This window comes from Flexivirga aerilata (assembly GCF_013002715.1).
In the GTDB taxonomy this organism is placed as follows: Bacteria; Actinomycetota; Actinomycetes; order Actinomycetales; family Dermatophilaceae; genus Flexivirga; species Flexivirga aerilata.
This window is the reverse complement of record NZ_JABENB010000002.1, coordinates 279,657-303,161: the sequence shown is the minus strand read 5'-3', so window position 1 is coordinate 303,161 and position 23,505 is coordinate 279,657. Positions and strand designations below refer to the sequence as shown.

The window sequence follows — 23,505 nt, the reverse complement described above, 5'->3', positions numbered from 1 at the left end:
GCATGCGGCTCACCGCTTCGACTTGGCCTTCTGCTTGCCCGTCGTCTTCTTCGCCTTCTTCTTGGCGCGACGCTGCGCGCGCGGCAGGCTCGAGTCGTCCTCGTCGAGCACCCGGCCGTCGTCGTCGACCTCGTGCGCCTGCGCGGCGCCGTCCTCGCCGGGCGCGGTGAAGGTCATCTTCTCCTTCGGCGCCGGCAGCGACGCCTCGACCTCGGCGGGGTCGACCTGCACGTGGAACAAGTGCTGCACCGACTCCTCCTTGATCGCGTCGTTCATCGCACCGAACAACTGGTAGCCCTCCCGCTGGTACTCCACGAGCGGGTCGCGCTGGGCGTACTGCCGCAGGTGGATGCCCTCCTTGAGGTAGTCCATCTCGTAGAGGTGCTCGCGCCACTTGCGGTCCAGCACCGTGAGCACGACGCGGCGCTCGACCTCGCGCGCGACCCGGTCACCGAGTTCCTTCTCCCGCGCGTCGTAGGCGTGCTGGGCGTCCGAGCGCAGCTCCTCGGCGAGCAGGTCCGGCTGCAGACCGGCGCGGCCACCGACCTCCTCCTCGATCTCCCGCTCGGTGATCGACACCGGGTAGAGGTCCTTCAGCGCCTTCCAGAGCGTGTCGAGGTCCCAGTCGTCGGAGAAACCCTCCGCGGTGGCGCCGTCGACATACGCATCGACGGTGTCGTTGATGAAGTGCCGCACCTGCTCTTCCAGGTCGGCACCCTCCAGCACCTTGCGACGCTCGCCGTAGATGACCTCGCGCTGCCGGTTGAGCACGTCGTCGTACTTCAGGACGTTCTTGCGGATCTCGAAGTTCTGGCTCTCCACCTGGCCCTGCGCGCTCTGGATGGAGCGGCTGACCATCTTGGACTCGATCGGGACGTCGTCCTCGATCTTCGCGGTCTGCATGAAGCGGTCGACCATGTTGGCGTTGAACAGCCGCATCAGGTCGTCCTGCAGCGACAGGTAGAAACGGCTCTCGCCGGGGTCGCCCTGACGGCCGGCGCGACCGCGCAGCTGGTTGTCGATGCGGCGCGACTCGTGCCGCTCGGTGCCGAGCACGTAGAGCCCGCCGAGCTCGACGACCTCCTCGTGCTGCTTGGCGACGGCCTTCTCGGCCTTCTCCAGCGCCTCGTCCCAAGCAGCCTCGTAGTCCTCCGGCGTCTCCACCGGGTCCAGGCCCTTGCGCTTCAGCGCGGCGACCGCGATGAACTCCGGGTTGCCGCCGAGCATGATGTCGGTGCCTCGGCCGGCCATGTTGGTCGACACGGTGACCGCGCCCTTGCGACCCGCCTGCGCGACGATCGCGGCCTCGCTCTCGTGGTGCTTGGCGTTGAGCACCTCGTGCGGGATCCCCTTGCGGCGCAGCTGTTCGGAGAGATATTCGCTCTTGTTGACGCTCGTGGTGCCGACCAGCACCGGCTGCCCCTCCTTGTGCCGCTCGACGATGTCGTCGACGACGGCCCGGAACTTGGCCTCCTCGGTGCGGTAGATCAGGTCCGGCTGGTCCTTGCGGATCATCGGCTTGTTGGTCGGGATGGTGACCACGCCGAGCTTGTAGATCTGGTAGAGCTCCGCGGCCTCGGTCTGGGCGGTGCCCGTCATCCCCGAGAGCTTGTCGTACATGCGGAAGTAGTTCTGCAGCGTGATCGTGGCGAGCGTCTGGTTCTCGTTCTGGATCTCGACGCTTTCCTTGGCCTCGATCGCCTGGTGCATGCCCTCGTTGTACCGACGGCCGGCGAGCATGCGGCCGGTGTGCTCGTCGACGATCAGGATCTCGCCGTTCATCACGACGTAGTCCTTGTCGCGCTTGAACAGCTCCTTGGCCTTGATCGCGTTGTTGAGATAACCGATCAGCGGGGTGTTGTGCGCCTCGTAGAGGTTGTCGATGCCGAGCAGGTCCTCGACCTTCTCGATGCCCGACTCCAGCAGGCCGACGGTCTTCTTCTTCTCGTCGATCTCGTAGTCGCCGTCGCCGGGCTGGGAGTTCTCCTTCTTCGGCGACCGCTTGAGGTGCTCGACGATCTTGGCGAACTCGACGTACCACCGGGTCGCCTCGTCGGCCGGGCCACTGATGATCAGCGGGGTGCGGGCCTCGTCGATCAGGATCGAGTCGACCTCGTCGACGATGGCGAAGTTGTGACCGCGCTGCACCAGCTCGTCGTTGGACCACGCCATGTTGTCGCGCAGGTAGTCGAAGCCGAACTCGTTGTTGGTGCCGTAGGTGATGTCCTTGGCGTACTCGACACGGCGCTGTTCGGGCGTCATCGACGCGAGGATGCAGCCGGTCTCCAGGCCGAGCGCCCGGTGCACGCGGCCCATCATCTCCGACTGCGACTCGGCCAGGTAGTCGTTGGTGGTGATGACGTGAACACCCTTGCCGGTCAACGCATTGAGGTATGACGGGAGCGTCGCGACGAGGGTCTTGCCCTCACCGGTGCGCATCTCGGCGACGTTGCCCAGGTGGAGCGCGGCGCCGCCGGCCAGCTGCACGTCGAAGTGCCGCTTGCCGATCGTGCGCTTGCTCGCCTCGCGGACGGCCGCGAACGCTTCCGGCAGCAGGTCGTCGAGCGACTCACCCGCCGCGATCCGCTTCTTGAACTTGTCGGTCTCGGCCCGCAGCTCGGCGTCGGTCAGCCCCTCGAAGTCCTCCTCGAGCAGATTGACCTGCGCGGCAATGCCCTGCAGCTTTTTGAGGGTGCGACCCTCACCGGCTCGCAGAACCTTTTCGACAACCTTCGGCACGGACGCTCCCCGCGGGATGACGGACAAGTGGACAGACCCACCCATGCTAATCGGTTGCCGGACATGGTTTGCTGCCCGGCATGCCGGTCTACCCCGACGACGTGCCCGAGCTCGCCGACGAGCGCGTGGTGCTGCGCGCACTGCGCGAGCAGGACCTGCCGCGCGTCGTGGAGTTCGCCACCGACCCGGCGAGCAGGGCGAGCATCGCGCTGCCTGCGCCATACGGCGATCCGGAGGCGCGGGCGTTCCTCGAGACGGTGCGCGCGGGCTGGGAGTCGGGCACCGACCGGATCTGGGCCGTCGAGTTCGACGGCGAGTGGGCCGGCACGGTGAGTCTCAATGCCCGGGTGCCCGGCACCGCCGAGATCGGGTATGCCGCCCACCCCGACGTCCGCGGGCAGGGGGTCGTCGCGGACGCGGCGCGGCTGGTGATCGCGCACGCCTTCGGCGAGCTCGGGCTGCGGGTGCTGCAGTGGCGGGCGACCCGCGGCAACTGGGCATCGCGCCGGGTCGGCTGGGCCCTCGGCTTCGGCGTCGACGGCATCGCGCCGGCGTCCCGGGTCGACGCCCACGGCCAGGTCGCGGACACGTGGTACGGCCACCTGCGGGCCGGTGAGCGGGTCGCCCCGCGCAACCCGTGGTTCGAGCCCGCCGAGCTCACCGACGGGTCCGTCCGGCTGCGGCCCTGGCGAGAGGACGACGCACCGCAGGACGAAGGTGACGCGGCAATCACCCGCTTCCTGCACGGGACCGCGCCGACGACCGACGACTTCGCCGAGTGGCTCATGGGCCGCCGCGAGCGCATGGCCGTCGGGGAAGGCGTCTTCTGGTGCATCGCGGACGCCGCCGACGACCGGCCGCTCGGCGGCATCCAGCTCTTCCGGATGAACCTGCCGATGCAACGCGACACCGCCTTGCTCGCCTACTGGCTGCAGCCGCACGCGCGCGGCCGAGGCGCGTTGGGGCGGGCTCTGGAACTCCTTGTGCCGCATGCGTTCTCGCCGCCCACGGAGGGCGGGCTGGGGTTGCGTCGCCTCGGCGGCCTGGTCGACAGCAGCAACCTGCCGTCGCAGCGGGCGCTGCGCGCGGCGGGGTTCCGGCAGACCGGCGTCGCCGACGCCGTCCTCACGTATGACGACGGCACCGTCGCCGACGAGAACATCTTCGAGCTGCTCGCGAGCGACGACCGCGACGCGCAGCGCCGCACCGCCCTGCCGGTACCGACCCTGCGCACCGCGCGGCTGGTGCTGCGCGCATGGGGCGACGGCGATGCGCCGACGTCCGAGCCCGAGGGCGACCCGGTGATCGTCGGCAGCATGGGCATCGACCCGCGTCCGCCGGCTGCGTCATACGACCGGTGGCTGGCGGAGCTGCGCGCCGACGCACTGTCCGGGGGTGCGGTGCGGTGGTGCGTCACCGACGCCGGGTCGGGACGGGTGCTGGGTGCGATGTCGGTGCGCGGGCTCGACGCACCGCTGCGCAGCGGCACCGTCGCCTACTGGCTGCTGCCGGAGGCACGCGGCAACGGCGTGACCGCCGAAGCACTGAAAGCCGTTGTGGACCATGCCTTCTCGGCAGACGGCCTCGCGCTGGAACGGCTCGCGGCCGAAACCGTCGCAGACAACCACGCGTCGATGCTCACTCTCGCCGACGCGGGCTTCCGGCAGTGGGGACAGGACCACCAGTCGTTCGTGACCGCCGACGGCACCGCGCACGACAGCGCCTACTTCGAGCTACTCGCCAGCGAGTACGCCGAGAACCACGAAACCTCGTAGCGCCGCTCACCGGCACGTGATTGGCTGCCGCCATGCCACGGTTTCCGCAGGACGTGCCGCGACTGACCGGCGAGGGCGTGCTGCTGCGCGCCCACACCGAGGCGGACATCCCGCGCATCGTCAGCAGCTGCAACGATCGCCGCTCGCGTCAGTGGCTGTCACTGCCCGCTCCGTATGCCGCGGAGCAGGCCCGCGACTACCTCGCCCACGTCGCGCAAGGATGGGCAGACGAGAGCGAATGCGTGTGGGCCGTCGAGGCGGCCGGGCAATACGCCGGCTCGATCACCCTGCACCGGCGCTCCCCCGCCGCTCGTGAGGTCGGTTACCTGACACATCCCGACTCTCGCGGTCAGGGGGTGACGAGTGCGGCGGTCCGCCGGGTCGTCCGGCACGCCTTCGAGGACATGCAGCTGCCGACGGTAACCTGGCGCGCGGGCCGCGGCAACTGGGGCTCGCGCCGCGCCGCGTGGGCGGCCGGCTTCACCGTCGATGGGGTCTGGCCCGCGCAGGCGACCGACGGTCACGGCGCACCCGAGGACCTCTGGGTCGGTCACGTGCACGCGGAGGGTTGGACCGGTGCACCGACCCGGCCGTGGTGGAAGCCGAAAGTGCTGGAGAAGAACGGGATTCGGCTGCGGCCCTGGCGCGCGGACGATCACCTGCAGGAGCCGGACGACGGCATGCGGTTGATGGCGACGCGCATGCAGCCGACGCCCGGCGACTTCCCTGCATGGTTGCTGCGCACCGGCGAACGGATGGCATCCGGCGCGGCGGTCGTCTGGTGCGTCGCCGACGCAGCGCATGACGAGCCACTCGGCCAGATCCAGGTCACCGGCCTCGACGTGGACTTCATCGCCGGCACCGGAGAGGTCGGCTACTGGCTCTACCCGCACGCCCGCGGCCGCGGTGTGATGACGACCGCACTGGAGCTGGTGCGCGAGCACGCCTTCGCCGAACGCACCGACGAGAGCGGCACCACCGGTCTCGGGTTGCACCGGCTGCAGGCCGGCACGGACGCCCGCAACCAGGCATCGGAGCGCACCCTGCGACGGGCCGGCTTCCGCTCGTGGGGCACCGAGCGGTCGGTGCTGCGGCAGGCCGACGGCTCGCACACCGACGCACTCAACTGGGAGTTGCTCGCCACCGACGATGTTGCGGCACAGGCGATTTGGCCACGGGACGTCCCGGTACTCGAGGACGAGACCATCCGGTTGCGACCCTGGCGCGAGTCGGACCGGGAGGCGCTCCCATCGGAGATCGACGAGCTCGCGCGCACGTTCATGCCGGCCGGTGCGCAGCCGACGCCGGACACCTTCGACGCGTGGTTCGCACGGCGGCGCCGCAACATCGACTCCGGGAGCGCAGTCGCCTGGTGCATCGCCGACCCGGCCACCGACCGTGCGGTCGGCGACATGCTGCTCTTCGGCATCGGCGACGGCACCGCGACGTCGGCCGAGATCGGCTACTGGCTCCTGCCGGACGCGCGAGGGCACGGCTATCTGCAACAGGCGCTGGAACTCGTTGTGCCACACGCTTTTTCGTCGGTCGATGACGGTGGCATGGGGCTGACACGGCTCCACGCCGCCACCGATCTCGCCAACGCGGCGTCGCAGGCCCTGCTGACCGGCGCCGGCTTCCGGCGGTGGGGGCAGGACCGGCAGGCCTACACCGGGAGTGACGGAACGATCTCCGACGGCGCCTACTTCGAGCTGCTGTCCTCCGACGATCGCGAGAGCCGGAGGTCGGCGACGCCGCCGGCCCTGGACTTCCCCGATGTCCGGTTGCGGCCGCTGCGCCGCGACGACGTCGGCCCGCTCGCGCGCACCTGGGCCGACCCGGAGATCGCGAAATGGCTGTCGATCGCCCAGGACGACCTCGGCGCGCAGGCCGCCGACTACGTGCGGGCCAAGCGATACGCCGACCCCGAGACGCACGGCCTGTGGTGGGTCGTCTGCGCTGCCGAGAGCGACGACTTCGCGGGAGTAGCCGGGTTGCAGCACATCACCGGCGGGCCGGCGTCGTCCGCCGAGGTCGGTTACTGGCTCGCACCGGACGCCCGCGGGCACGGTCTTGCGACCGCCGCCGTGCGGGCACTGGTGGCGTTCGCGTTCCTCGCTCCCGGCCGGGGCGGCCTGGGCGTGCGGCGGGTGACCGCCGGCGTCGGCGACGGCAACACCGCGTCGCTGCGAGCGCTGCAGAGCGCCGGCCTGCAGGTCGTCGGCCGGGCCCGGCAGGCCGAGGCGCTCGGCGACGGCAGCGTGGTCGACCTGCTACTGCTCGATCGGGTCGCGCCGGGCACCGGCGAGGAGGACTAGTCGGAGCGGCCGCCGGTCTTCGGGTCGTCGATCAGGCCGCCGCGCACGGCATACATCGCCGCCTCGACCCGGCTGTGCAGCTGCAGCTTGTCGAGGATGTTGCGGACGTGGTTCTTCACGGTGTTCTCGGAGATGAAGAGTTCTTCGGCCACCCGCCGGTTGGACATGCCGCGGGCGACGTGCCGCAGCACCTCGCGCTCGCGATCGGTGAGTGCGGGTGCCGGGTCGGCGTGCGGCTCGGGGCCGGAGCGCACCATCGCCGCGAACTCCGAGAGCAGGGTGGAGGCGAGCGACGGCGACAGCAGCGCCTGGCCGGCGGCGACGGCGCGGATCGCGCCCGGCAGCTGGTCCGGCGCGACGTCCTTGAGCAGGTAGCCGGTGGCGCCGGCCTTGATCGCCTCGACCAGGTCGCCCTCCTCGTCGGAGGCGGTGAGCATCAGGATCTGGATCTGCGGCACCGCGGCCTTCACCGCGCGGCACACCTCCAGCCCGCTGCCGTCGGGCAGGTAGATGTCGAGCACGAGGACGTCCGGCGCGAGGTCGACGGTGCGCGCGACGCCCTCGGCGGCGGTGCCGACCTGGTCGACGAGCGCGATGTCGTCCTCGAGCTCGAGGAGGGTCTGCAGGCCGCGCCGGTAGATCGCATAGTCCTCGACCAGCACCACCCGCAGCGACCCCGCGGCCGGCGTGTCACCGGCCGCGGGGTCGCTCGTCAGGTGATCGGTCACGCCGGCGCGTCCGCGAGCGCGACCGGCGCCTCGCTCACGTCGAGCTGGATGACGCCGTAGGACCAGCCGCGGCGGCGGTAGACCACGCTCGGCCGCCCGGTCTCGATGTCCTGGTAGAGGTAGAAGTCGTGGCCGACCAGCTCCATCTCGTAGAGGGCCTGGTCGACGCCCATCGGGGTGCTGGTGTGCACCTTCTCGCGCAACTGGATCGGGCAGTCCTCGTCACCGCCGACCTTGGCGATGTGCGCGGGCAGCGGTGCCGCCTCGTCGGGGGTCTCGTCCGGCGGCGGACTGATCGCCGCCGTCGCGTCGTGCACCGACACCGGCTGGCGTCGGCCGCGGTGGATGCGTCGCTTGTCGTGCAGCCGGCGCAGGCGCTCGCCCAGCCGGGTCATGGCCACGTCGAGCGCGGCATACTCCTCGTCTGCGCTCGCCTCCGCCCGGATGACCGAGCGCTTGGAGTGGCAGGTGATCTCTATGCGTTCCGCTTCCTTTGCCTGCCGGGGGTTGGCCTCGTGCGTGATCACCACGTCACAACGACTGACTCGTGGGTCGAGCTGGGCGACCTTGCCCAGCTTCTCCTCGATGTGACGGCGAAAGCGCTCGGAAACCGCGACGTGGCGTCCGGTAACGGTGATCTCCATGGTGCACTCCTTCATCGGTTTCGCATGCAGAGGTGGGACGGCATCCCGTGGCTGCCGGGTCACCACCCCCTGAATCGGGAGGTGCAGGAGTCGAGCACAGCTGTCGGCGGCGCCGGACGCAGCCTGTGCTTCATCCCCTGACGTTAATCCACCGAAGCGTCCGACGTAAACGGCAAATGATCACGGAACGAACATCCATCGCGCACTCACAGCGAGGTCGTATGGCGCTGCGTCGCGGCCACCGTCGCGGCGCTCACCGAGCGTGCCCCGGCGGCCCGGAGGGCACGTGCGGACTCGGCCAGCGTCGAGCCGGTGGTGACGATGTCGTCGAGGACCAGGCAGACGCTGCCGGGCACCACCGCCGCCCGGCGGCGCACCCGCATGGTGCCGGCGACATTGACCGCACGCGCGTCGGCGCCGAGGCCGGCCTGGTCGACACCCGCACCCGCGACGAGGCTGCCGATCCGCAACGCCGGCACGACCCGCAGGCCGGTGCCGGCGACCGCGTGCCGGGCGAGCTCGGACATCGGCTCCCGGCCGCGCGCCCGCACCGAGGCGCCCCGGGACGGCACCGGGACCACCAGGACGGGGCGATCCTCCAGCAGCGCCGCGCGCAGCTGCCGGTCGCCGGCGATCGCACCGGCCACGGCCGTGCGCAGCAGACCGCTGAGCGGCCCCGCGAGGTCGCCGCGACCGGCGTCCTTGAAGGCGCGCAGCATCGCCGCGACCGGCCCGTCATAGGGCACCGCGGACCACGTGGGCGGGAAGCCGGACGGGCACGGCCTCGGCCGGGCGGGCCGGGCGCGCCCCCGCCGCGCGGTCCGCACGACCTGGTCGCACGCCGGGCAGAGCGGCGCGACCGGCGCCCCGCAACCGGCGCAGCAACTGGGCAGCACGAGCTCGGCGAACGCCCGCAGCGCGGCCACCGTGCCCATCGGGCCAGTGTGCTCGACCGGCCCGGCACACCGGCGCGAGCGCGCATCGACCGGTGGACGACGCACTCGGCGGAGCGGGGATGTGGACCGTCAGGAGCCCGGGGCGACCAGGTCGGTGGCACCGCGGATCGGCTGCCAGGCAGCGCCGACCCGGGTCAGCACGCTCTTGCGATCGGTGACGACGTAGAGCGAACTGGAGCCGGCCCCCGACGACACCAGCGCCTCGGCGCCGGGCGCGGCGCCGAGGTCGGTGACGAACTGCCCGAGGGGCGCGCTGAGCGGGTGCGCCTCGCTCCCGTCCGTGGTGCCGAGCACGCCGAGGGTCACGTAGTCGATCCAGGAGACGTCCCGCACGTTGTCGACCGCCGCGGCGACCGTCGTCGGCTCGGTGAGCGCGCGCGCCCGGCCCTTGGCGTCGCGGACGATGCCGGCGAGATAGACGCCGGTGTGGCCCTCGGCGTCCTTCAGCACCAGGACGACGCGGGAGCCCTCCGGGGCGACCTTGAGCGCGACGATCGACCGGTCGCCGATCCACGAGGCGTCGATCGGCTGCGGCTGGGCGTTGGCCGCCGGCAGCGCCGTGTCGATCACCCACACCGTGGCCGCGCTGGTGTCCGACCGCTGCGCGCCGGCGGGCGAGGCCGACTGGCCGCCGATCCAGAGCTCGCCGACCGAGTCGTTGCCGCCCAGGTGGACGGTGGAGAAGCTCGGCTTGACCAGGTTGTCGCCGAAACCGCGCAGCTGGGTCAACGTGCCGCCGACCCATCGGCCCACCTGGCTGTTGCTGCCGTCGACGGCGGCGACCTGGCTCCCGTCGGCGGACGCCGCCAGCTGATACCAGTTGCGGTTGATCGCCGGCAGCTTCGCGCGACCGTTGGACGGCCGCTCCAGCGGCCGGCCCTGCATGCCGCTCTCGCCGAGGTCGTACCAGTTGAGGTCGGTCGCGTTGGACCGCACGATCATCGCGGTCGAGTCGCCGGTCACCACCTGGTAGCCGACGTCGCTCGGCGTCGTCGGCTCGGGCGGCAGGCCCGGAGCCTGCAGGCGCGCGCCGCCGACCTGCAACACCACGCGGCGGACATCGCCCTGGCGCAGCGTGGCGAGCATCGCGGCCCACAGCGCGGTCCGCTGCTCGGGCGTGGCGCCCAGCACGCGTTCGCTGAGGTCGACCGACGCCACCCCGTCGTTGTCGACCGGCACCGACGACACACCGAGCGCGCTGCCACTCGGCAGCGCGGGCAGCGTCATACCTCGCATCCACCCCGGCGGTCCGCGCAGCACCGCGGCGGCGAGCGAGCTGACCAGGCCGGTAGCCGGGTACCACTGGATGTCCGGCACGAGCGTGTGGCCGGTGGACGCCGGGTAGTAGACGGTCTGCGGCTGGTAGTTGGTCTGGAAGACGTCCTGCCGGATCCAGAGCCCGAAGTCCTTGGGCAGCGCGGAGATTCGCCACTCACCGGCGATCTTGGCCATGCTGAAACGGACGCTGTCGGTGGCCGCCTGCACGCTCTGGCTGAGATGGCCGGTGGCATCCAGGGTCGCGATCCGCTTCGTCGTCGCGGTCACCACCTGGTTGCCGGTGATCTTGGCGTCCTGCTGTCCCTCTCCCACCGACACTGTGCGCGGCTTCCAGGAGGCGCTCGCCTCCGGCGTGAGGTATTTGCGGGCCGCCGGGAAGTCGCTGTTGCGTTCGGCGCCGGCGTCGAGGAAGCCGAGGACGATGTCCTTCGGGGAGGCGCCCTCGCGCGGCTCCGGGTAGTCGACGTTGCCGGCAGGCGCCGGCACCTGGTTGTTGATCGCGCCGCCCGCCCGGACCGGACCGCTCGTCGGCAGGCCGCCGCAGCCGGCGAGCACCAGCACCGCCGCCAGGGTCGCGATCACCAGCCGGAGGCGCCGCATCAGTCGGCCTTCCGTGGCGGCCCCTGCAGCGTGGGCAGCGCCGCCCGGGTGCCGATCGTGAGGCTGTTGCCGCCGGGCATCGCGCCGCCGATCTCCGAGTCGTCCGGCGACAGGGTCACCGGCGACCGCCGGATCGGTATGCCGGGACGCACCGGCAGCGTGAGGCGGAAGCAGGCACCCTTGCCGGGCTCGCCCCAGGCCTGCAGCCACCCGTCGTGCAGCCGCGCGTCCTCCAGCGAGATCGACAGGCCGAGCCCGGTGCCGCCGGTGGTCCGGGCGCGTGCCGGGTCGGCCCGCCAGAAGCGGTTGAACACCTGGGCCGCCTCTCCCGGCCGCAGCCCGACACCGTAGTCGCGGACCGCGACCGCCGCGGCGGTGCTGTTGGCGGCCACGGTGATGTCGACCGGTTTGCCCTCCGCGTGCTCGATGGCGTTGGCGACCAGGTTGCGCACGATGCGCTCGATGCGCCGGGCATCCATCGGCGCCACCGCCGGCTTGCGGGCGTGCACCCGCAGCTTCACCCCGTGGGAGTCGGCGAGCGGGGTGGACGCCTCGACCACCCGAGACACGATGTCGCGCAGATCGACCGGCTCCGCGCTGACCGTGCTCGCCCCCGCGTCGAACCGGCTGATCTCCAGCAGGTCGGTCAGCAGCACCTCGAACCGGTCGAGCTCACGGCTCAGCAGCTCGGCCGACCGGGCGACGGGTGCGGCGAAGTCGGCGCGGCTGGCGTGCAGCATGTCGACCGCCATCCGGATCGTGGTGAGCGGGGTGCGCAACTCGTGGGACACGTCGGAGGTGAAGCGCTGCTGCAGCTGGGAGAGGTCCTCGAGCTGCCGGATCTGCCGTTGCAGGCTGTCGGCCATCGCGTTGAACGACGTCGCGAGCCGGGCCAGGTCGTCCTCCCCGCTCACCTGCATGCGCTCGTTGAGGGCGCCCGCGGTCAGGCGTTCGGAGACGTGGGCGGCCGCCCGCACGGGCGTGACGACCATGCGCGTCACGACATACGCGATGCCGGCGAGGAGCAGCACCAGCACCAGGCCGCCGAGCGCGAAGCTGGTCTTGACCACCGCGAGCATCTGGGACTCGGCCGACATCGGCGAGATCAGGTAGTAGTCGTAAGCGCCGGCGTTGGGTATGACGATGCGCGACCCGACCACGACCGCCGGCGTGTCCCGCCCGTCGACCTGCATCGACGCGATCTGGATCTGCACGTGCTCGGTGTCGCGCTGCACCGCCTTCTGCAGGGAGGCCGGGACGATCGACTCGTCCCCGGGCAGCGTGCTGATCGTGCCGAGCGACTGGAAGCTGTTGTCCGGCGCGCGGGTGATGACGATGCGGGCATTCTGGTCGCCGACCTTCGAGCCGATGCTGCCGGCAATCTGGTCGGCCAGCGAGCGCAGCGACGCCAGGTCGGTGTTCGGCGCGTTGTTGAAGGCGCGCTGCGTGCTGTCGCGCTGCTGCAGACCCTCCTGCTCGGTGATGCGGGTGGCCCGGTCGACCAGGCCGGAGGCGATCCGCTGGTACATGTAACTGCCGAGTGCGAGGGCGACCATCGCACCGAGCAGCACGGTGATCACCACCACCCGGAAGTGCAGCGACCGCCGCCAGAGCCGGGCGATCGCCCGGGCGCCCCGGACGGCGAGCCGTCCGAGGCGGTCGCGGGCGTCACCGAGCAGACCGGACACGGTCAGGCGGGTCCTGCCTTGTACCCGACGCCGCGGACGGTCAGCACGATCTCCGGGTTCTCCGGGTCCTTCTCCACCTTCGAGCGCAGCCGCTGCACGTGCACGTTGACCAGGCGGGTGTCACCGGCGTGCCGGTAACCCCACACCTGCTCCAGCAGGGTCTCGCGGGAGAACACCTGCCACGGTTTGCGACCGAGCGCGACCAGCAGGTCGAACTCCAGCGGCGTCAACGCGATCGGCGCGCCGTCACGCTTCACCGAGTGGCCGGCGACGTCGATGGTGAGGTCGCCGAGCTCGAGCAGCTCGGCCTCCGGCTCGTCGCCGCGGCGCAGCCGGGCACGCACCCGGGCGACCAGCTCCTGCGGCTTGAACGGCTTGGTGATGTAGTCGTCCGCGCCCGACTCCAGGCCGACCACCACGTCGACGGTGTCGGTGCGGGCGGTGAGCATGACGATCGGGACGTGCGACTCGGCACGGATGCGGCGGCATACCTCGATGCCGTCGACGCCGGGCAGCATCACGTCGAGCAGCACCATGTCGGGCTTGCTCTCGTGGAAGGCCTCCAGCGCGCCGCTGCCGTCGGCACAGTGGCTGACCTCAAGGCCCTCGCCCTGCAGGATGATGCCGAGCATCTCGGCGAGCGATGGATCGTCGTCGACGACGAGCACTCGTGCGTTGGTCACCTTCTTGACCCGTTCCTTTCCGTCAAAGCGCCGCGTGCCCCCGATGGCCTGGCGGCGTCGGGGACCAGCGTATGTCGTCATACGCGAAGGGCGCCGACACCCGGGGCTCGCGCCCCCGGCGTCGGCGCCCTCGACGGGCCCGCGGCCCGATCAGTAGCGGTAGTGCTCCGGCTTGTAGGGGCCGGCCACGTCGACGCCGATGTACTCGGCCTGCTCCTTGGTCAGCTCGGTGAGCTCGACGCCGAGCGCCGGAAGGTGCAGGCGCGCCACCTTCTCGTCGAGGTGCTTGGGCAGCACGTAGACCTGCTTCTCGTAGTCACCGGGCTTGGTGAACAGCTCGATCTGCGCGATGGTCTGGTTGGCGAACGAGTTGGACATCACGAAGCTCGGGTGACCGGTCGCGTTACCCAGGTTGAGCAGCCGGCCCTCGGAGAGCACGATGATCGACTTGGCCGGCTGGCCGTCCGTCGCCGCCAGCGTCCACTCGTGCACCTGCGGCTTGATCTCGGTCTTGGTGATGCCCGGGACCTTGGCGAGGCCCGCCATGTCGATCTCGTTGTCGAAGTGACCGATGTTGCCGACGATCGCCTTGTCCTTCATGCGCTGCATGTGGTCGGCGGTGATGATGTCGAAGTTGCCGGTGGTGGTGATGAAGATGTCACCCTCGCCGAGCACGTCCTCCAGGCGCGCGACCTGGTAGCCGTCCATCGCGGCCTGCAGCGCGCAGATCGGGTCGATCTCGGTGACGATGACCCGCGAGCCCTGGCCGCGCAGCGCCTCGGCGGCGCCCTTGCCGACGTCGCCGTAGCCGCAGACGACCGCGACCTTGCCGCCCATCAGGACGTCGGTGGCGCGGTTGATGCCGTCCGGCAGCGAGTGACGGATGCCGTACTTGTTGTCGAACTTGGACTTGGTGACCGAGTCGTTGACGTTGATCGCCGGGAAGAGCAGGTCGCCGGTCTTGGCCAGCTCGTAGAGACGGTGCACGCCGGTGGTGGTCTCCTCGGTGACACCCTGGATGCCCTCGGAGATCTTGGTCCACTTCTGCGGGTCGGACTTCAGCGTTTCGCGCACCAGCTCCTTGAAGACCTGGAACTCCTCCGGGTCCTCGTCGGTCGTCGGCGGCACCTGGCCGGCGGCCTCCCACTCGCGACCCTTGTGGACCAGCATGGTGGCGTCGCCGCCGTCGTCCAGGATCATGTTGGGGCCGTCGCCGTTCGGCCAGGTGAGGATCTCGTTGGTGCACTCCCAGTACTCCGGGAGGGTCTCGCCCTTCCAGGCGAAGACCGGGACGCCCTGCGGGTCGTCCACGGTGCCGTTCGGGCCGACGACGACCGCGGCGGCCGCCTCGTCCTGGGTGGAGTAGATGTTGCAGGAGGCCCAGCGGACCTCGGCGCCGAGTGCGGTGAGGGTCTCGATGAGCACTGCGGTCTGCACGGTCATGTGCAGCGAACCGGCGATCTTCGCGCCCTTGAGCGGCTGGCTCGCGCCATACTCCTCGCGCAGCGCCATCAGGCCGGGCATCTCGTGCTCGGCGAGACGCAGCTGGTGACGGCCGGCCTCGGCGAGGCTCAGGTCTTTAACCTTGTGATCGAAGGACATGGGTGCCCGTTCTCCTTGAGATCGACTACTGGATCGGTATCGGACCCGGCGCGCCCCTCTGGGCTGCATGGCGTTCCGTCGTCTCGGAGTCGTTCCGTCGTCACGGAGTCGCAAGGGTCATCACCCACGCCGGCCACGCGCGAGCTTACCCGGTCACGTCCGGCGCCTCGACGTCGTGCAGGTGGTGGGTCAAGTCGTGCAGGCAGTAGCGGCCGAGGGTGAGCACGGTGAACCGCGAGCCGTTGGACCGTCGTCCGGTGCGCTGCTGCCACTGGTCGCCGGTGACCGTGTCGTAGTCGGCGGCGAGCGCCGACGCGTCGGCGCCGATCTCGCGGGCGACGGTCTCGGGGTCCTGCTCGGCATAGCGGCCGGCGACGGCGGCGGCGTCCTGGTCCCAGTTGGCGAACTCCGGGTCGTCGTGATCGAGCATCAGGCGCAGCCGCTCGTCGAAGATCCGGCAGACGTCGCGCACGTGCACGCCGTACTCGAGGTCGGACCACACGCCGGGGGTATGGCGGGTGCGGACGTCCGCGCGGGCGAGCACCGCGCCCCATGGCAGGGTCGCGGACCGGATGGCGTCGCCGAGCTGAGACGCCTCGACGGTGCTGGCGTCGAATCCGCATTCGGGGCAACGGGATTCGATGGTCCAGGTCCAGTCCTTGGCGTCCGGGACGATCGGTGTTTCGTCGGTCATGTCGCTTCCTCCTGGCGCCGGTCGGTGGTCTCCGTGCTCTCAGTGGCCCCGGCGGTCTCGGTGGTCTCGGTTGGCCGGCCGAGCCGGTCGAGCACGAGCGCGACACCACGGTCGAAGGCGGCGGACGCGCCGCGGGTGGGCAGGCCCGCGAGTTGCCGGTCCTGCTGCGCGGCGATCGAGCCGAGCACGTGGTGCACGATCAGGTCGGTGGCCGCCGCCCGGTCGCGGCCGGCGACACCGAGGTCACCGATCAGCCGGCGCAGGTGGACGAAGACCTGCACCGAGGTCGGGTCGAGCGCGTAGCCGAGGGCGACGACCTCACCGCCGTCGGGGACGGGCAGCACGGCCGTGCGGATGGCGGTGAGCAGACGCCGGATGTCCCGGGCCGGCGCGCCGCTGGTGGTCGTCGGCACGTCTGCGAGGACGCGATCGGCGACCCGGACGAGCAGGGTCTGCTTGTTCTCCACGTGCCAGTAGAGCGCGCCCGGCCGCACGCCGAGCTCGCTCGCCAGACGGCGCATCGACAGGTCGGCGAGCCCGTGCCGGCGCAGCAGCTCGGCGGCCGTGTCGATGACCTCGTCCGTGGACAACGGCACCCGATTTCCCCTCCCCGCTCTCCGTGCGCGACCTGGACCGGCATACTTGAACAGCGTTCAAGAGCCGTTTCGGCGTTCAGTTTCCCCGAAGGAGTGCCATGCCGTCCATCCAAGAGCGAGTCACCGACATCCTGGCCGGAGACGCCGCGACCGAGGCCGACGCACTCGCCGTGCTGCGCACCCCGGACGAGGAGGTGCTGCCGATGGTCGCGGCCGTGGCACGCCTGCGGCGCGAGCACTTCGGCAACACCGTCAAGGTGAACTACCTGGTCAACTTGAAGTCCGGGCTGTGCCCGGAGGACTGCCACTACTGCTCGCAGGCCCTCGGATCGAAAGCGGAGATCCTGAAGTACAAGTGGCTGCAGACCGACGAGGCGATCGAGCAGGCGTCGGCCGGGCTGCGCGGCGGCGCCACCCGCATCTGCATGGTGAGCAGTGGCCGCGGGCCGACCGACCGCGACGTCGACCGGGTGTCGGCGATGGTCGGCGCGCTGAAGGACGAGCACCCGGAGGTCGAGGTCTGCGCCTGCCTCGGACTGCTCAAGGACGGTCAGGCCGAGCGACTGCGCGACGCCGGTGTCGACGCCTACAACCACAACATCAACACCGCCGAGTCCCACCACGACTCGATCGTCACCAGTCACACCTACGCCGACCGGGTGGACACCGTCGGCAAGGCAAAGTCGGCCGGCCTGTCGCCCTGCTCGGGCCTGATCGCCGGGCTCGGCGAATCCGACGAGCAACTGGTCGAGGCGCTCTTCGCGCTCCGCGAGCTCGACTCCGACTCGATCCCGGTCAACTTCCTCATGCCGTTCGACGGCACGGAGTTCGCCGACCGATGGGAGCTCACTCCCCTGCGATGCCTCAAGATCCTTGCGATGGCCCGGATCGTCTGTCCCGACAAGGAGATCCGCATCGCCGGTGGTCGCGAGATGCATCTGCGGTCACTGCAGGCGCAGGCCCTGCACCTGGCCAACTCGATCTTCCTGGGCGACTACCTCACCTCCGAGGGGCAGGCCGCGGAGGCCGACCTGGCGCTGATCCGGGACAACGGGTTCGTGGTGCTGGGGTCGGACGAAGACCTGGGCGCGGCGGCCGAGGATGGGTCGGTGGCACTCGAGGAGTCACACGATCCGGCCATCCGGCGGCGCGGCGCAGGGACTCAGCTGCAGCCGAATGCCTGAGACCACGGCTCCGGCCGTCACCGACTCGCTCGCGGCGCGCGACTCGCTGTCCGCACGCGACGGCGGGCTCGTCTGGCACCCGTACGCGCCACTGAACGGCCCTGCGCCCTATGGGGTTTCGGCCGCTTCTGGAGTGCGGTTGACGCTGCAGCCGCCGGACGGCGGGGTGCCGATCGAGGCGATCGACGCGATGGCCTCCTGGTGGTGTGCGGTGCACGGCTACCGCCACCCGGAGCTCGACGAGGCGGCGCGGCGGCAACTCGACGCATTCAGTCACGTGATGTTCGGCGGGCTCACGCACGAGCCGGCGGTCGCGCTCGCCGAGCGGCTGACGGCGATCGCGCCGGGACCGATGGCGCACGTCTTCTTCGCCGACTCGGGGTCGGTGTCCGTCGAGGTCGCGCTCAAGCTGGCGTTGCAGTATCAGGCGGCGGCCGGCCGGCCCCGTCGTCAGCGGTTCCTCACGATTCGCGGTGGATACCACGGCGACACGTTCGCGGCGATGAGCGTGTGCGACCCGGTCGACGGTATGCACTCGGCCTTCCCCGGTGTGCTCGCCCGGCACGTCTTCGCGCCGCGGCCGCCGATCGCCAGACTGGCCGACGACGAGACCTGGCGGACCGACGAAAACGCCCTGGCGGCATGGGAATCGGAGTTTCGCTCGATGGCGAGTGCGCACCGCGACACGCTCGCGGCGATCGTCGTCGAGCCGGTGCTCCAGGGCGCCGGCGGCATGCGGCCCTACCACCCCCGCTGCCTGCGGGTGATGCGTGAGGTCGCCGACGAGCTCGGCCTGCTGTTGGTCGCTGATGAGATCGCAACCGGATTTGGCCGCACCGGAAGGCTTTTCGCCTCCGAGTGGGCGGACGTCGCGCCGGACGTGATGTGCGTCGGCAAGGCACTCACCGGCGGCTACCTCAGCCTGGCCGCCGTGCTGATGACGGCGCAGGTGGGCCGGGTGATCACCCGTTCGGAGTTCGGCGCCCTGTTGCACGGACCCACTTTCATGGCCAACCCGCTGGCGTGCGCGATCGCCGGGACGTCCGTAGACATCGTCGAATCCACTTGGAAACACAACGTTTCCCGGGTTTCGCAGGCGTTGAGCCGAGGACTCGCACCCGCGCGCGAGCTGTCCTCCGTCATCGACGTGCGCACGCTGGGCGCGGTTGGCGTCATACAGCTCGGAGGTGGGGTGGACGTGCCGGCCGTGACACGAGCTGCCCTCGATCGTGGGGTGTGGGTGCGGCCGTTCCGCGATCTCGTCTACACGATGCCGCCCTACGTCTGCACCGACGCCGACGTGGCGCAGATCTGCGACGGCCTGATCGGCGCGGTGCGCGAGGTGCACGGATGACCTGGGACGACTGGCTCGCCGAGCGCGCGGCACTGCGACGGCAGCGCGGCACCGAACGCGCGGACCGGGTGCTGCGGGACGATGCGGTGATCGACCTGGCCTCCAACGACTACCTCGGCCTCTCGCACAACCCCCGGGTGATCGCGGCGGCGATCGACGCGACCGACCGGTTCGGCGCCTCCGCGGGTGCGTCACGCCTGGTCACGGGCACGCTTCCGGTCCACCGGGAGCTCGAGTCGTCCTTGCGCGCCCTCACCGATCAGCCTGCTGCTCTTGCGCTTTCGAGCGGTTACGCGGCCAACCTCGGGGTCGTCACGGCGCTGGCCGGGCGCGGTGCGCACATCGTGCTGGACGAGCATGCGCATGCCTCCCTGCACGATGCGGCGCGGATGTCGCGTACGCCGTACGAACTCGTCGGGCACAACGACCCGGCCGCGCTCGACGCCCGCCTGCGCGCGCTCGACGGGGTGCGCGTCCTCGTCGCCGTCGAGTCGATCTACTCCGTGCTCGGCGACGCCGCTCCGCTCACCGACCTCTATGACGTGTGCCGCCGCCACGGTGCGCTGCTGGTGGTGGACGAGGCTCACGGCATCGGCGTCGCCGGTGACGGCCGGGGGCTGGTGCACGCCTCCGGCCTCGCCGGAGCACCGGACCTGGTCGTGACGGCGACGCTCTCCAAGTCCCTCGGAGCACAGGGCGGCGTGGTGCTCGGCACGGACCGGCTGCGCGATCACCTGGTCAATGCGGCCCGCACGTTCATCTTCGACACCGGACTCGCGCCGGCCGCGGCCGGCGCCGCCGCCACCGCCGCGAACATCGTGGCGTCGTCGCCGCACCTGGCGGCCGCCGTCCACGAGCGTGCCGCGGCCATCGCGGCACGATGCCGAATCGCACCGTCCGCCGGCGCCGTCCAGTCGTTGCCGATGCCGAGTCCGTCGACCGCAGTGCAGGCACGCGACGCGCTGCGCGCCCAGGGCGTGCTCGTCGGGTGCTTCCGCCCGCCGAGTGTCCCGGACGGGATCTCCCGGCTCCGCATCACGGCCCGGGCCGATCTGGCGCTGCCGGACGCGGTCGGCGCCGCAGACCGGATCCGCGCCGTGAGCGACGCGGTCGCACACGAGGAGTTGCCTGCCTGATGACCGTCCTGATCGTGACCGGCACCGACACCGACGTGGGCAAGACCGTCGCCACGGCCGCCGTCGCCGCCGCGCTGCAGCAGGCCGGCGACTCCGTCGTCGTCTACAAGCCGACCCAGACCGGGGTGCAAGCCGGCGAGGCCGGGGACGTTGCCGAGGTCGAGCGACTCACCGGCGTCGCCGGGGTCGAGGGCGTGCGACTTCGGGAGCCGATGGCGCCGCCACCGGCGGCGGCGCTCGAGGACGCCGAGTTGCCCACGCTCGCCGACCATGTCGCCACGATCGAGCGGCTCGCCGCGTCGCACGACGCCGTGCTCGTCGAGGGCGCGGGCGGCCTGCTGGTCGAACTCACCTCAGCCGGCGAGACTCTCGCCGACCTCGCAGCCACCCTGCCGCAGAGTTCGACCGTCGTGGTTGCGCGCCCCGGTCTCGGCACGCTGAACCACACGGCACTCACGCTGGAAGCGTTGCAGCGCAGGCAGATTCGCATCGCCGGCGTGATCATCGGCTCCTGGCCCCGGGATCCGTCGCAGGTCGAGTTGAGCAATCGGCGGACCCTGGCCGACGGCCCGGCGCCGCTGCTCGGCGTCATAGCGGACGGTGCGGGCGCGATGGCGCGGGATCGATTCCGCGCCGAGGCCACAGGCTGGCTCCCGGGACTGACGGTCGCCTCCCCGGTGGGCACAGCGGCTGACTCGCCGCGCTGACGGCGCCGACTGACTCCCGCCGCAGGGCCACGTCCCGCTCGTCCGACCCGAACTCGTCCGGCAGCGCATCGACGACCAGGCTCGCAGCCTCGGCGAGGTCGGCGAATCGACGCGGCGTCACCCAGTGCATCAGCCAATCGCGTTCGACCATCTCGGTTTTCGCGCCTGTCTGTCGCTCATACCGCAGCCGCAGTATCTGGGTGCGGGCTGCCTCGTCCCGCGTCGCCGACACGACCTGCCACGCCATGGCACCGTCCGCACTCTCCACCCGGACCCCGAGATCGGCGTCGTCATACGCCTCCGGCACGAACAGCGGTATGACGGCAGTCCCGCCCGGCGCGAGCGCACCCCGGATCGACCGCAGCGTCGCCGCCATGGACTGGTCGTCCGGCAGCAGGTTGAATGTCGGTCCGGCGAGAAACACCGTCCGATACGCACGTGCCGGCGCCAGGTCCTGCATCGTCGAGACCCACGCGTTCACCGCGATCCCGGCCTCCGCCGCCCGCGTCCGCAACCGGTCGATCATGTCCGTGGAGGAGTCGATGCCGTCGAGGTCGAGGCCGAGCTCGCGTAGTGCGAGCAACGGATCGCCGTCGCCGCAGCCGAGCTCGAGCGCGGGCTCGCCATACCTGCGGATCAACCGCGCGTAACGGTCCGCCGGGAAGCTGGTCGACCGCAGCGTCGAGTAGAGCTCGGCCACCAGGCCGGTGTAGAAGGCGTGCGCTGGGACGTCGTTCACCTGGGCACTGAAGCAGCCCGACGACCTTGACCGCCAACGCTTTTCGCGCCGAGCCGCACGTGAGTCAGGTGGATCTGCTGCGGTTGCGGAAGGCACCGGGCGTCTCACCGCATTCCCGGGCGAACGCCTGGTGGAGCCCGACGGCGCTGGTGTATCCGACTGCGACCGCGATGGATTCGAGAGGGTGGCTGCTCTCGCGGAGCAGGCGTTTGGCCTCCAGGATGCGGCGGCCACGCAGGTAGGCGGCGGGGGTTGTCCCGATGACCGCGAGGAATTCGCGGGCGAGGGTGGAGGCGGAGACGCCCGTGTGGGCAGCGAGCGAGTGGACGGTCCACGGCTCGGCATAGCGCGCGTTGATCGTCGCGATCGCCGCGCCGACCCGCGGGTTTCGGATGGCGCGGGGAGGCTCGTGTCAGTGGTGGTGAGCGCCAGGCCTACGCGATCACTGCCACTGCGCAACACCCGCCACGTTCACCGCACGTGTGGGGCGCCGCCGCGGTCGCCGCGGCAGCGGCCGCATCGTTCGCCGCGCTCGAGCTGCGCACCCGGGCACCGGTGATCCCCCGCGCGGTATGGCGCAACCGGCCCATGCTCGGCGCCCTCCTGCTCGCGGCCGGTTCTCAATGCACGCTCACGCCGATGTTCCTGATGGTGAGCGTGTACCCCCAGGAGAACCTCGGCTACACCGCCTTCGCGGCGGGGCTGATCCTGCTGCCGATGTCGGTGGCGATCGTGCTCATCGCGCCGCTCCTGCCGAGGATCCTCGGCGGCCTCGGCCTGGGGACGCTCCTGATCACCGGGTTCGCCACCATCGCGGTCGGTGCCGGCGCGCTCGCCCTGCTCGTCGGGCCGGACCGCAGCTACCTCGCAGCCACCGTGCTGCCGACGCTCATCGTCGCCTTCGGGGTGCCCTCGACCGCGATGACCACCAACATCGCCACCGCCGCGCACGCCGGCCCGACACCCCCAGGGATCACCGCCGGTCTGCTCGCGACCGCCCAGCAGTTCGGCGCAGCGCTCGGCCTGGCGGCACTGCCGGCGATCGCCCAGCACTCCGGCTACCGCGCCGCGTTCACCGTCGCGTGCGCGACCGCGCTGATCGCGACAGCGGCCGCCGCGATCGCGACGTTCCGGCGGGTCGTCTGACGCGTCTCAGGCGTGCGCTTCGGCCTTCCGCCGCGGCACGAGGTGCAGCACGGCCACCACGATCGCACCGACGACCAGTCCCAGCACGGCCGAGAAGAAGGTGTTGGTGATCCAGCCGAGCACGCCGCCGAGGGCGCCGGTGGCGTCCTTGACCGCGGTCTCCACGTGGTGCACGAAGCTGTAGAGCGTGTGCCAGCCGAGTTCGTCGGTGCCGACCAGCAGGATGTGCCCGCCGACCCACAGCATCGCGACGACGCCGACGGTCGACAGCACCCGCATCACCATCGGCATGCCCTTGACCATGCCGCGGCCGATCTTCTCGCGCAGCCCGGTGGCACCGTCGGCGAGCGCGAGGCCGATGTCATCCATCTTCACGATGAGCGCGACCACGCCGTAGACCAGGATCGTGATCATGATCGCCACCACGATCAGGATGATGAGGCGCGACACGAACGGCTCGTGGTCGACCTCGTTGAGCGCGATGACCATGATCTCGGCCGACAGGATCAGGTCGGTCCGGATCGCACCTGCGATGACCGTCTTCTCGTCCTTCGGCTCGCCCGACGCGTCCTCGGTGTGCCCGCGCAGCGCCTCCCACAGCTTCTCGGCACCCTCGAAGCACAGGTAGGTGCCGCCGAGCATCAGGATCGGGGTCAGCGCCCACTCGGCGAACTGACTGAGGATCATCGCCACGGGCAGGATGAGCAGCAGCTTGTTGCGCAGTGACCCGATGGCGATCTTGCGGATGATCGGCAGTTCGCGCGCGGCGGAGAGACCCTCGACATACCTCGGGGTCACCGCCGTGTCGTCCACGACGACGCCGACCGCCTTGGCACTGGCGCGCCCGGTGGCGGCGCCGACGTCGTCGACGGATGCCGCCGCCAGCTTGGCGAGCGCGGCAACGTCGTCGAGCAGGGCTACGAGTCCTCCAGCCATGCGCG

At 70.9% G+C, this 23,505-nt stretch carries 20 protein-coding genes; 7 read left to right on the top strand and 13 right to left on the bottom strand.

Going from position 1 to position 23,505, the window contains the following annotated elements:
* Positions 1 to 9: 9 nt before the first annotated feature.
* Positions 10 to 2,739 (bottom strand): preprotein translocase subunit SecA, encoded by a 2,730-nt coding sequence (secA, locus tag HJ588_RS13255; protein ID WP_171156330.1) that lies wholly within the window; start codon positions 2,737 to 2,739, stop codon positions 10 to 12.
* An 80-nt stretch (positions 2,740 to 2,819) separates the two neighbouring features.
* Here secA and HJ588_RS13250 point away from each other — a divergent pair, with 80 nt between their 5' ends.
* On the top strand, positions 2,820 to 4,514 hold the full coding sequence (locus HJ588_RS13250) for a GNAT family N-acetyltransferase (protein ID WP_171156327.1): 1,695 nt from the start codon (positions 2,820 to 2,822) through the stop codon (positions 4,512 to 4,514).
* A gap of 32 nt (positions 4,515 to 4,546) precedes the next feature.
* Positions 4,547 to 6,829: a GNAT family N-acetyltransferase gene (locus HJ588_RS13245; RefSeq protein WP_171156325.1), complete on the top strand. Its 2,283-nt coding sequence runs from the start codon at positions 4,547 to 4,549 to the stop codon at positions 6,827 to 6,829.
* Here the strand turns inward: HJ588_RS13245 and HJ588_RS13240 are convergent.
* From HJ588_RS13240 to HJ588_RS13200, 9 genes are all read right to left on the bottom strand, one after another.
* Positions 6,826 to 7,557 (bottom strand): response regulator, encoded by a 732-nt coding sequence (locus tag HJ588_RS13240; RefSeq protein WP_171156323.1) that lies wholly within the window; start codon positions 7,555 to 7,557, stop codon positions 6,826 to 6,828. The genes HJ588_RS13245 and HJ588_RS13240 overlap by 4 nt on opposite strands.
* Positions 7,554 to 8,201 (bottom strand): ribosome hibernation-promoting factor, HPF/YfiA family, encoded by a 648-nt coding sequence (hpf, locus tag HJ588_RS13235; RefSeq protein ID WP_171156321.1) that lies wholly within the window; start codon positions 8,199 to 8,201, stop codon positions 7,554 to 7,556. Before hpf ends, HJ588_RS13240 begins: the two co-directional genes overlap by 4 nt.
* A gap of 206 nt (positions 8,202 to 8,407) precedes the next feature.
* Positions 8,408 to 9,136, bottom strand: a complete 729-nt coding sequence (locus HJ588_RS13230) for a ComF family protein (RefSeq protein WP_171156319.1) — start codon at positions 9,134 to 9,136, stop codon at positions 8,408 to 8,410.
* Positions 9,137 to 9,226: 90 nt separating this feature from the next.
* Positions 9,227 to 11,035, bottom strand: a complete 1,809-nt coding sequence (locus tag HJ588_RS13225; protein ID WP_171156317.1) for an LpqB family beta-propeller domain-containing protein — start codon at positions 11,033 to 11,035, stop codon at positions 9,227 to 9,229.
* Positions 11,035 to 12,723, bottom strand: a complete 1,689-nt coding sequence (mtrB, locus tag HJ588_RS13220; protein WP_343036720.1) for an MtrAB system histidine kinase MtrB — start codon at positions 12,721 to 12,723, stop codon at positions 11,035 to 11,037. The genes HJ588_RS13225 and mtrB overlap by 1 nt, the downstream gene beginning before the upstream one ends.
* Before the next feature lie 2 nt (positions 12,724 to 12,725).
* Positions 12,726 to 13,406, bottom strand: coding sequence for an MtrAB system response regulator MtrA (mtrA, locus tag HJ588_RS13215; protein WP_343036719.1), 681 nt, complete (start codon positions 13,404 to 13,406; stop codon positions 12,726 to 12,728).
* Between the two features lie 150 nt (positions 13,407 to 13,556).
* Entirely contained in the window at positions 13,557 to 15,008 is a 1,452-nt protein-coding gene (gene ahcY / locus HJ588_RS13210) for an adenosylhomocysteinase (RefSeq protein ID WP_171156311.1), read from the bottom strand.
* 145 nt (positions 15,009 to 15,153) lie between these two features.
* Positions 15,154 to 15,702, bottom strand: coding sequence for a DinB family protein (locus HJ588_RS13205; RefSeq protein ID WP_171156309.1), 549 nt, complete (start codon positions 15,700 to 15,702; stop codon positions 15,154 to 15,156).
* The gene (locus tag HJ588_RS13200) at positions 15,699 to 16,298 is read right to left on the bottom strand and encodes a TetR family transcriptional regulator (RefSeq protein WP_171156307.1); all 600 of its coding nucleotides are present in this window, start codon (positions 16,296 to 16,298) and stop codon (positions 15,699 to 15,701) included. Before HJ588_RS13200 ends, HJ588_RS13205 begins: the two co-directional genes overlap by 4 nt.
* 98 nt (positions 16,299 to 16,396) lie before the next feature.
* Here HJ588_RS13200 and bioB point away from each other — a divergent pair, with 98 nt between their 5' ends.
* Genes bioB through bioD form a run of 4 tightly spaced genes read left to right on the top strand, consistent with a single transcriptional unit; the run spans position 16,397 to position 20,679 of the window.
* Entirely contained in the window at positions 16,397 to 17,482 is a 1,086-nt protein-coding gene (gene bioB, locus HJ588_RS13195; RefSeq protein ID WP_171156306.1) for a biotin synthase BioB, read from the top strand.
* Positions 17,475 to 18,836 (top strand): adenosylmethionine--8-amino-7-oxononanoate transaminase, encoded by a 1,362-nt coding sequence (bioA, locus tag HJ588_RS13190; RefSeq protein ID WP_171156303.1) that lies wholly within the window; start codon positions 17,475 to 17,477, stop codon positions 18,834 to 18,836. The genes bioB and bioA overlap by 8 nt, the downstream gene beginning before the upstream one ends.
* Positions 18,833 to 19,972, top strand: coding sequence for an 8-amino-7-oxononanoate synthase (locus HJ588_RS13185; RefSeq protein ID WP_171156301.1), 1,140 nt, complete (start codon positions 18,833 to 18,835; stop codon positions 19,970 to 19,972). The genes bioA and HJ588_RS13185 overlap by 4 nt, the downstream gene beginning before the upstream one ends.
* Positions 19,972 to 20,679, top strand: coding sequence for a dethiobiotin synthase (gene bioD / locus HJ588_RS13180; RefSeq protein ID WP_171156299.1), 708 nt, complete (start codon positions 19,972 to 19,974; stop codon positions 20,677 to 20,679). Before HJ588_RS13185 ends, bioD begins: the two co-directional genes overlap by 1 nt.
* Here the strand turns inward: bioD and HJ588_RS13175 are convergent.
* Complete coding sequence (locus tag HJ588_RS13175) at positions 20,561 to 21,418, bottom strand: methyltransferase domain-containing protein (protein WP_171156296.1); 858 nt, start codon at positions 21,416 to 21,418, stop codon at positions 20,561 to 20,563. The genes bioD and HJ588_RS13175 overlap by 119 nt on opposite strands.
* Positions 21,419 to 21,482: 64 nt before the next feature.
* A complete protein-coding gene (locus tag HJ588_RS20215) occupies positions 21,483 to 21,776 on the bottom strand; it encodes a helix-turn-helix domain-containing protein (protein ID WP_425483557.1) in 294 nt (97 codons plus the stop codon).
* A gap of 122 nt (positions 21,777 to 21,898) precedes the next feature.
* Here HJ588_RS20215 and HJ588_RS13165 point away from each other — a divergent pair, with 122 nt between their 5' ends.
* Positions 21,899 to 22,564: an MFS transporter gene (locus tag HJ588_RS13165; RefSeq protein WP_171156294.1), complete on the top strand. Its 666-nt coding sequence runs from the start codon at positions 21,899 to 21,901 to the stop codon at positions 22,562 to 22,564.
* 6 nt (positions 22,565 to 22,570) lie between these two features.
* Here the strand turns inward: HJ588_RS13165 and HJ588_RS13160 are convergent, their stop codons facing one another.
* Entirely contained in the window at positions 22,571 to 23,500 is a 930-nt protein-coding gene (locus HJ588_RS13160; RefSeq protein WP_171156292.1) for a DUF808 domain-containing protein, read from the bottom strand.
* Between the last annotated feature and the right edge of the window lie 5 nt (positions 23,501 to 23,505).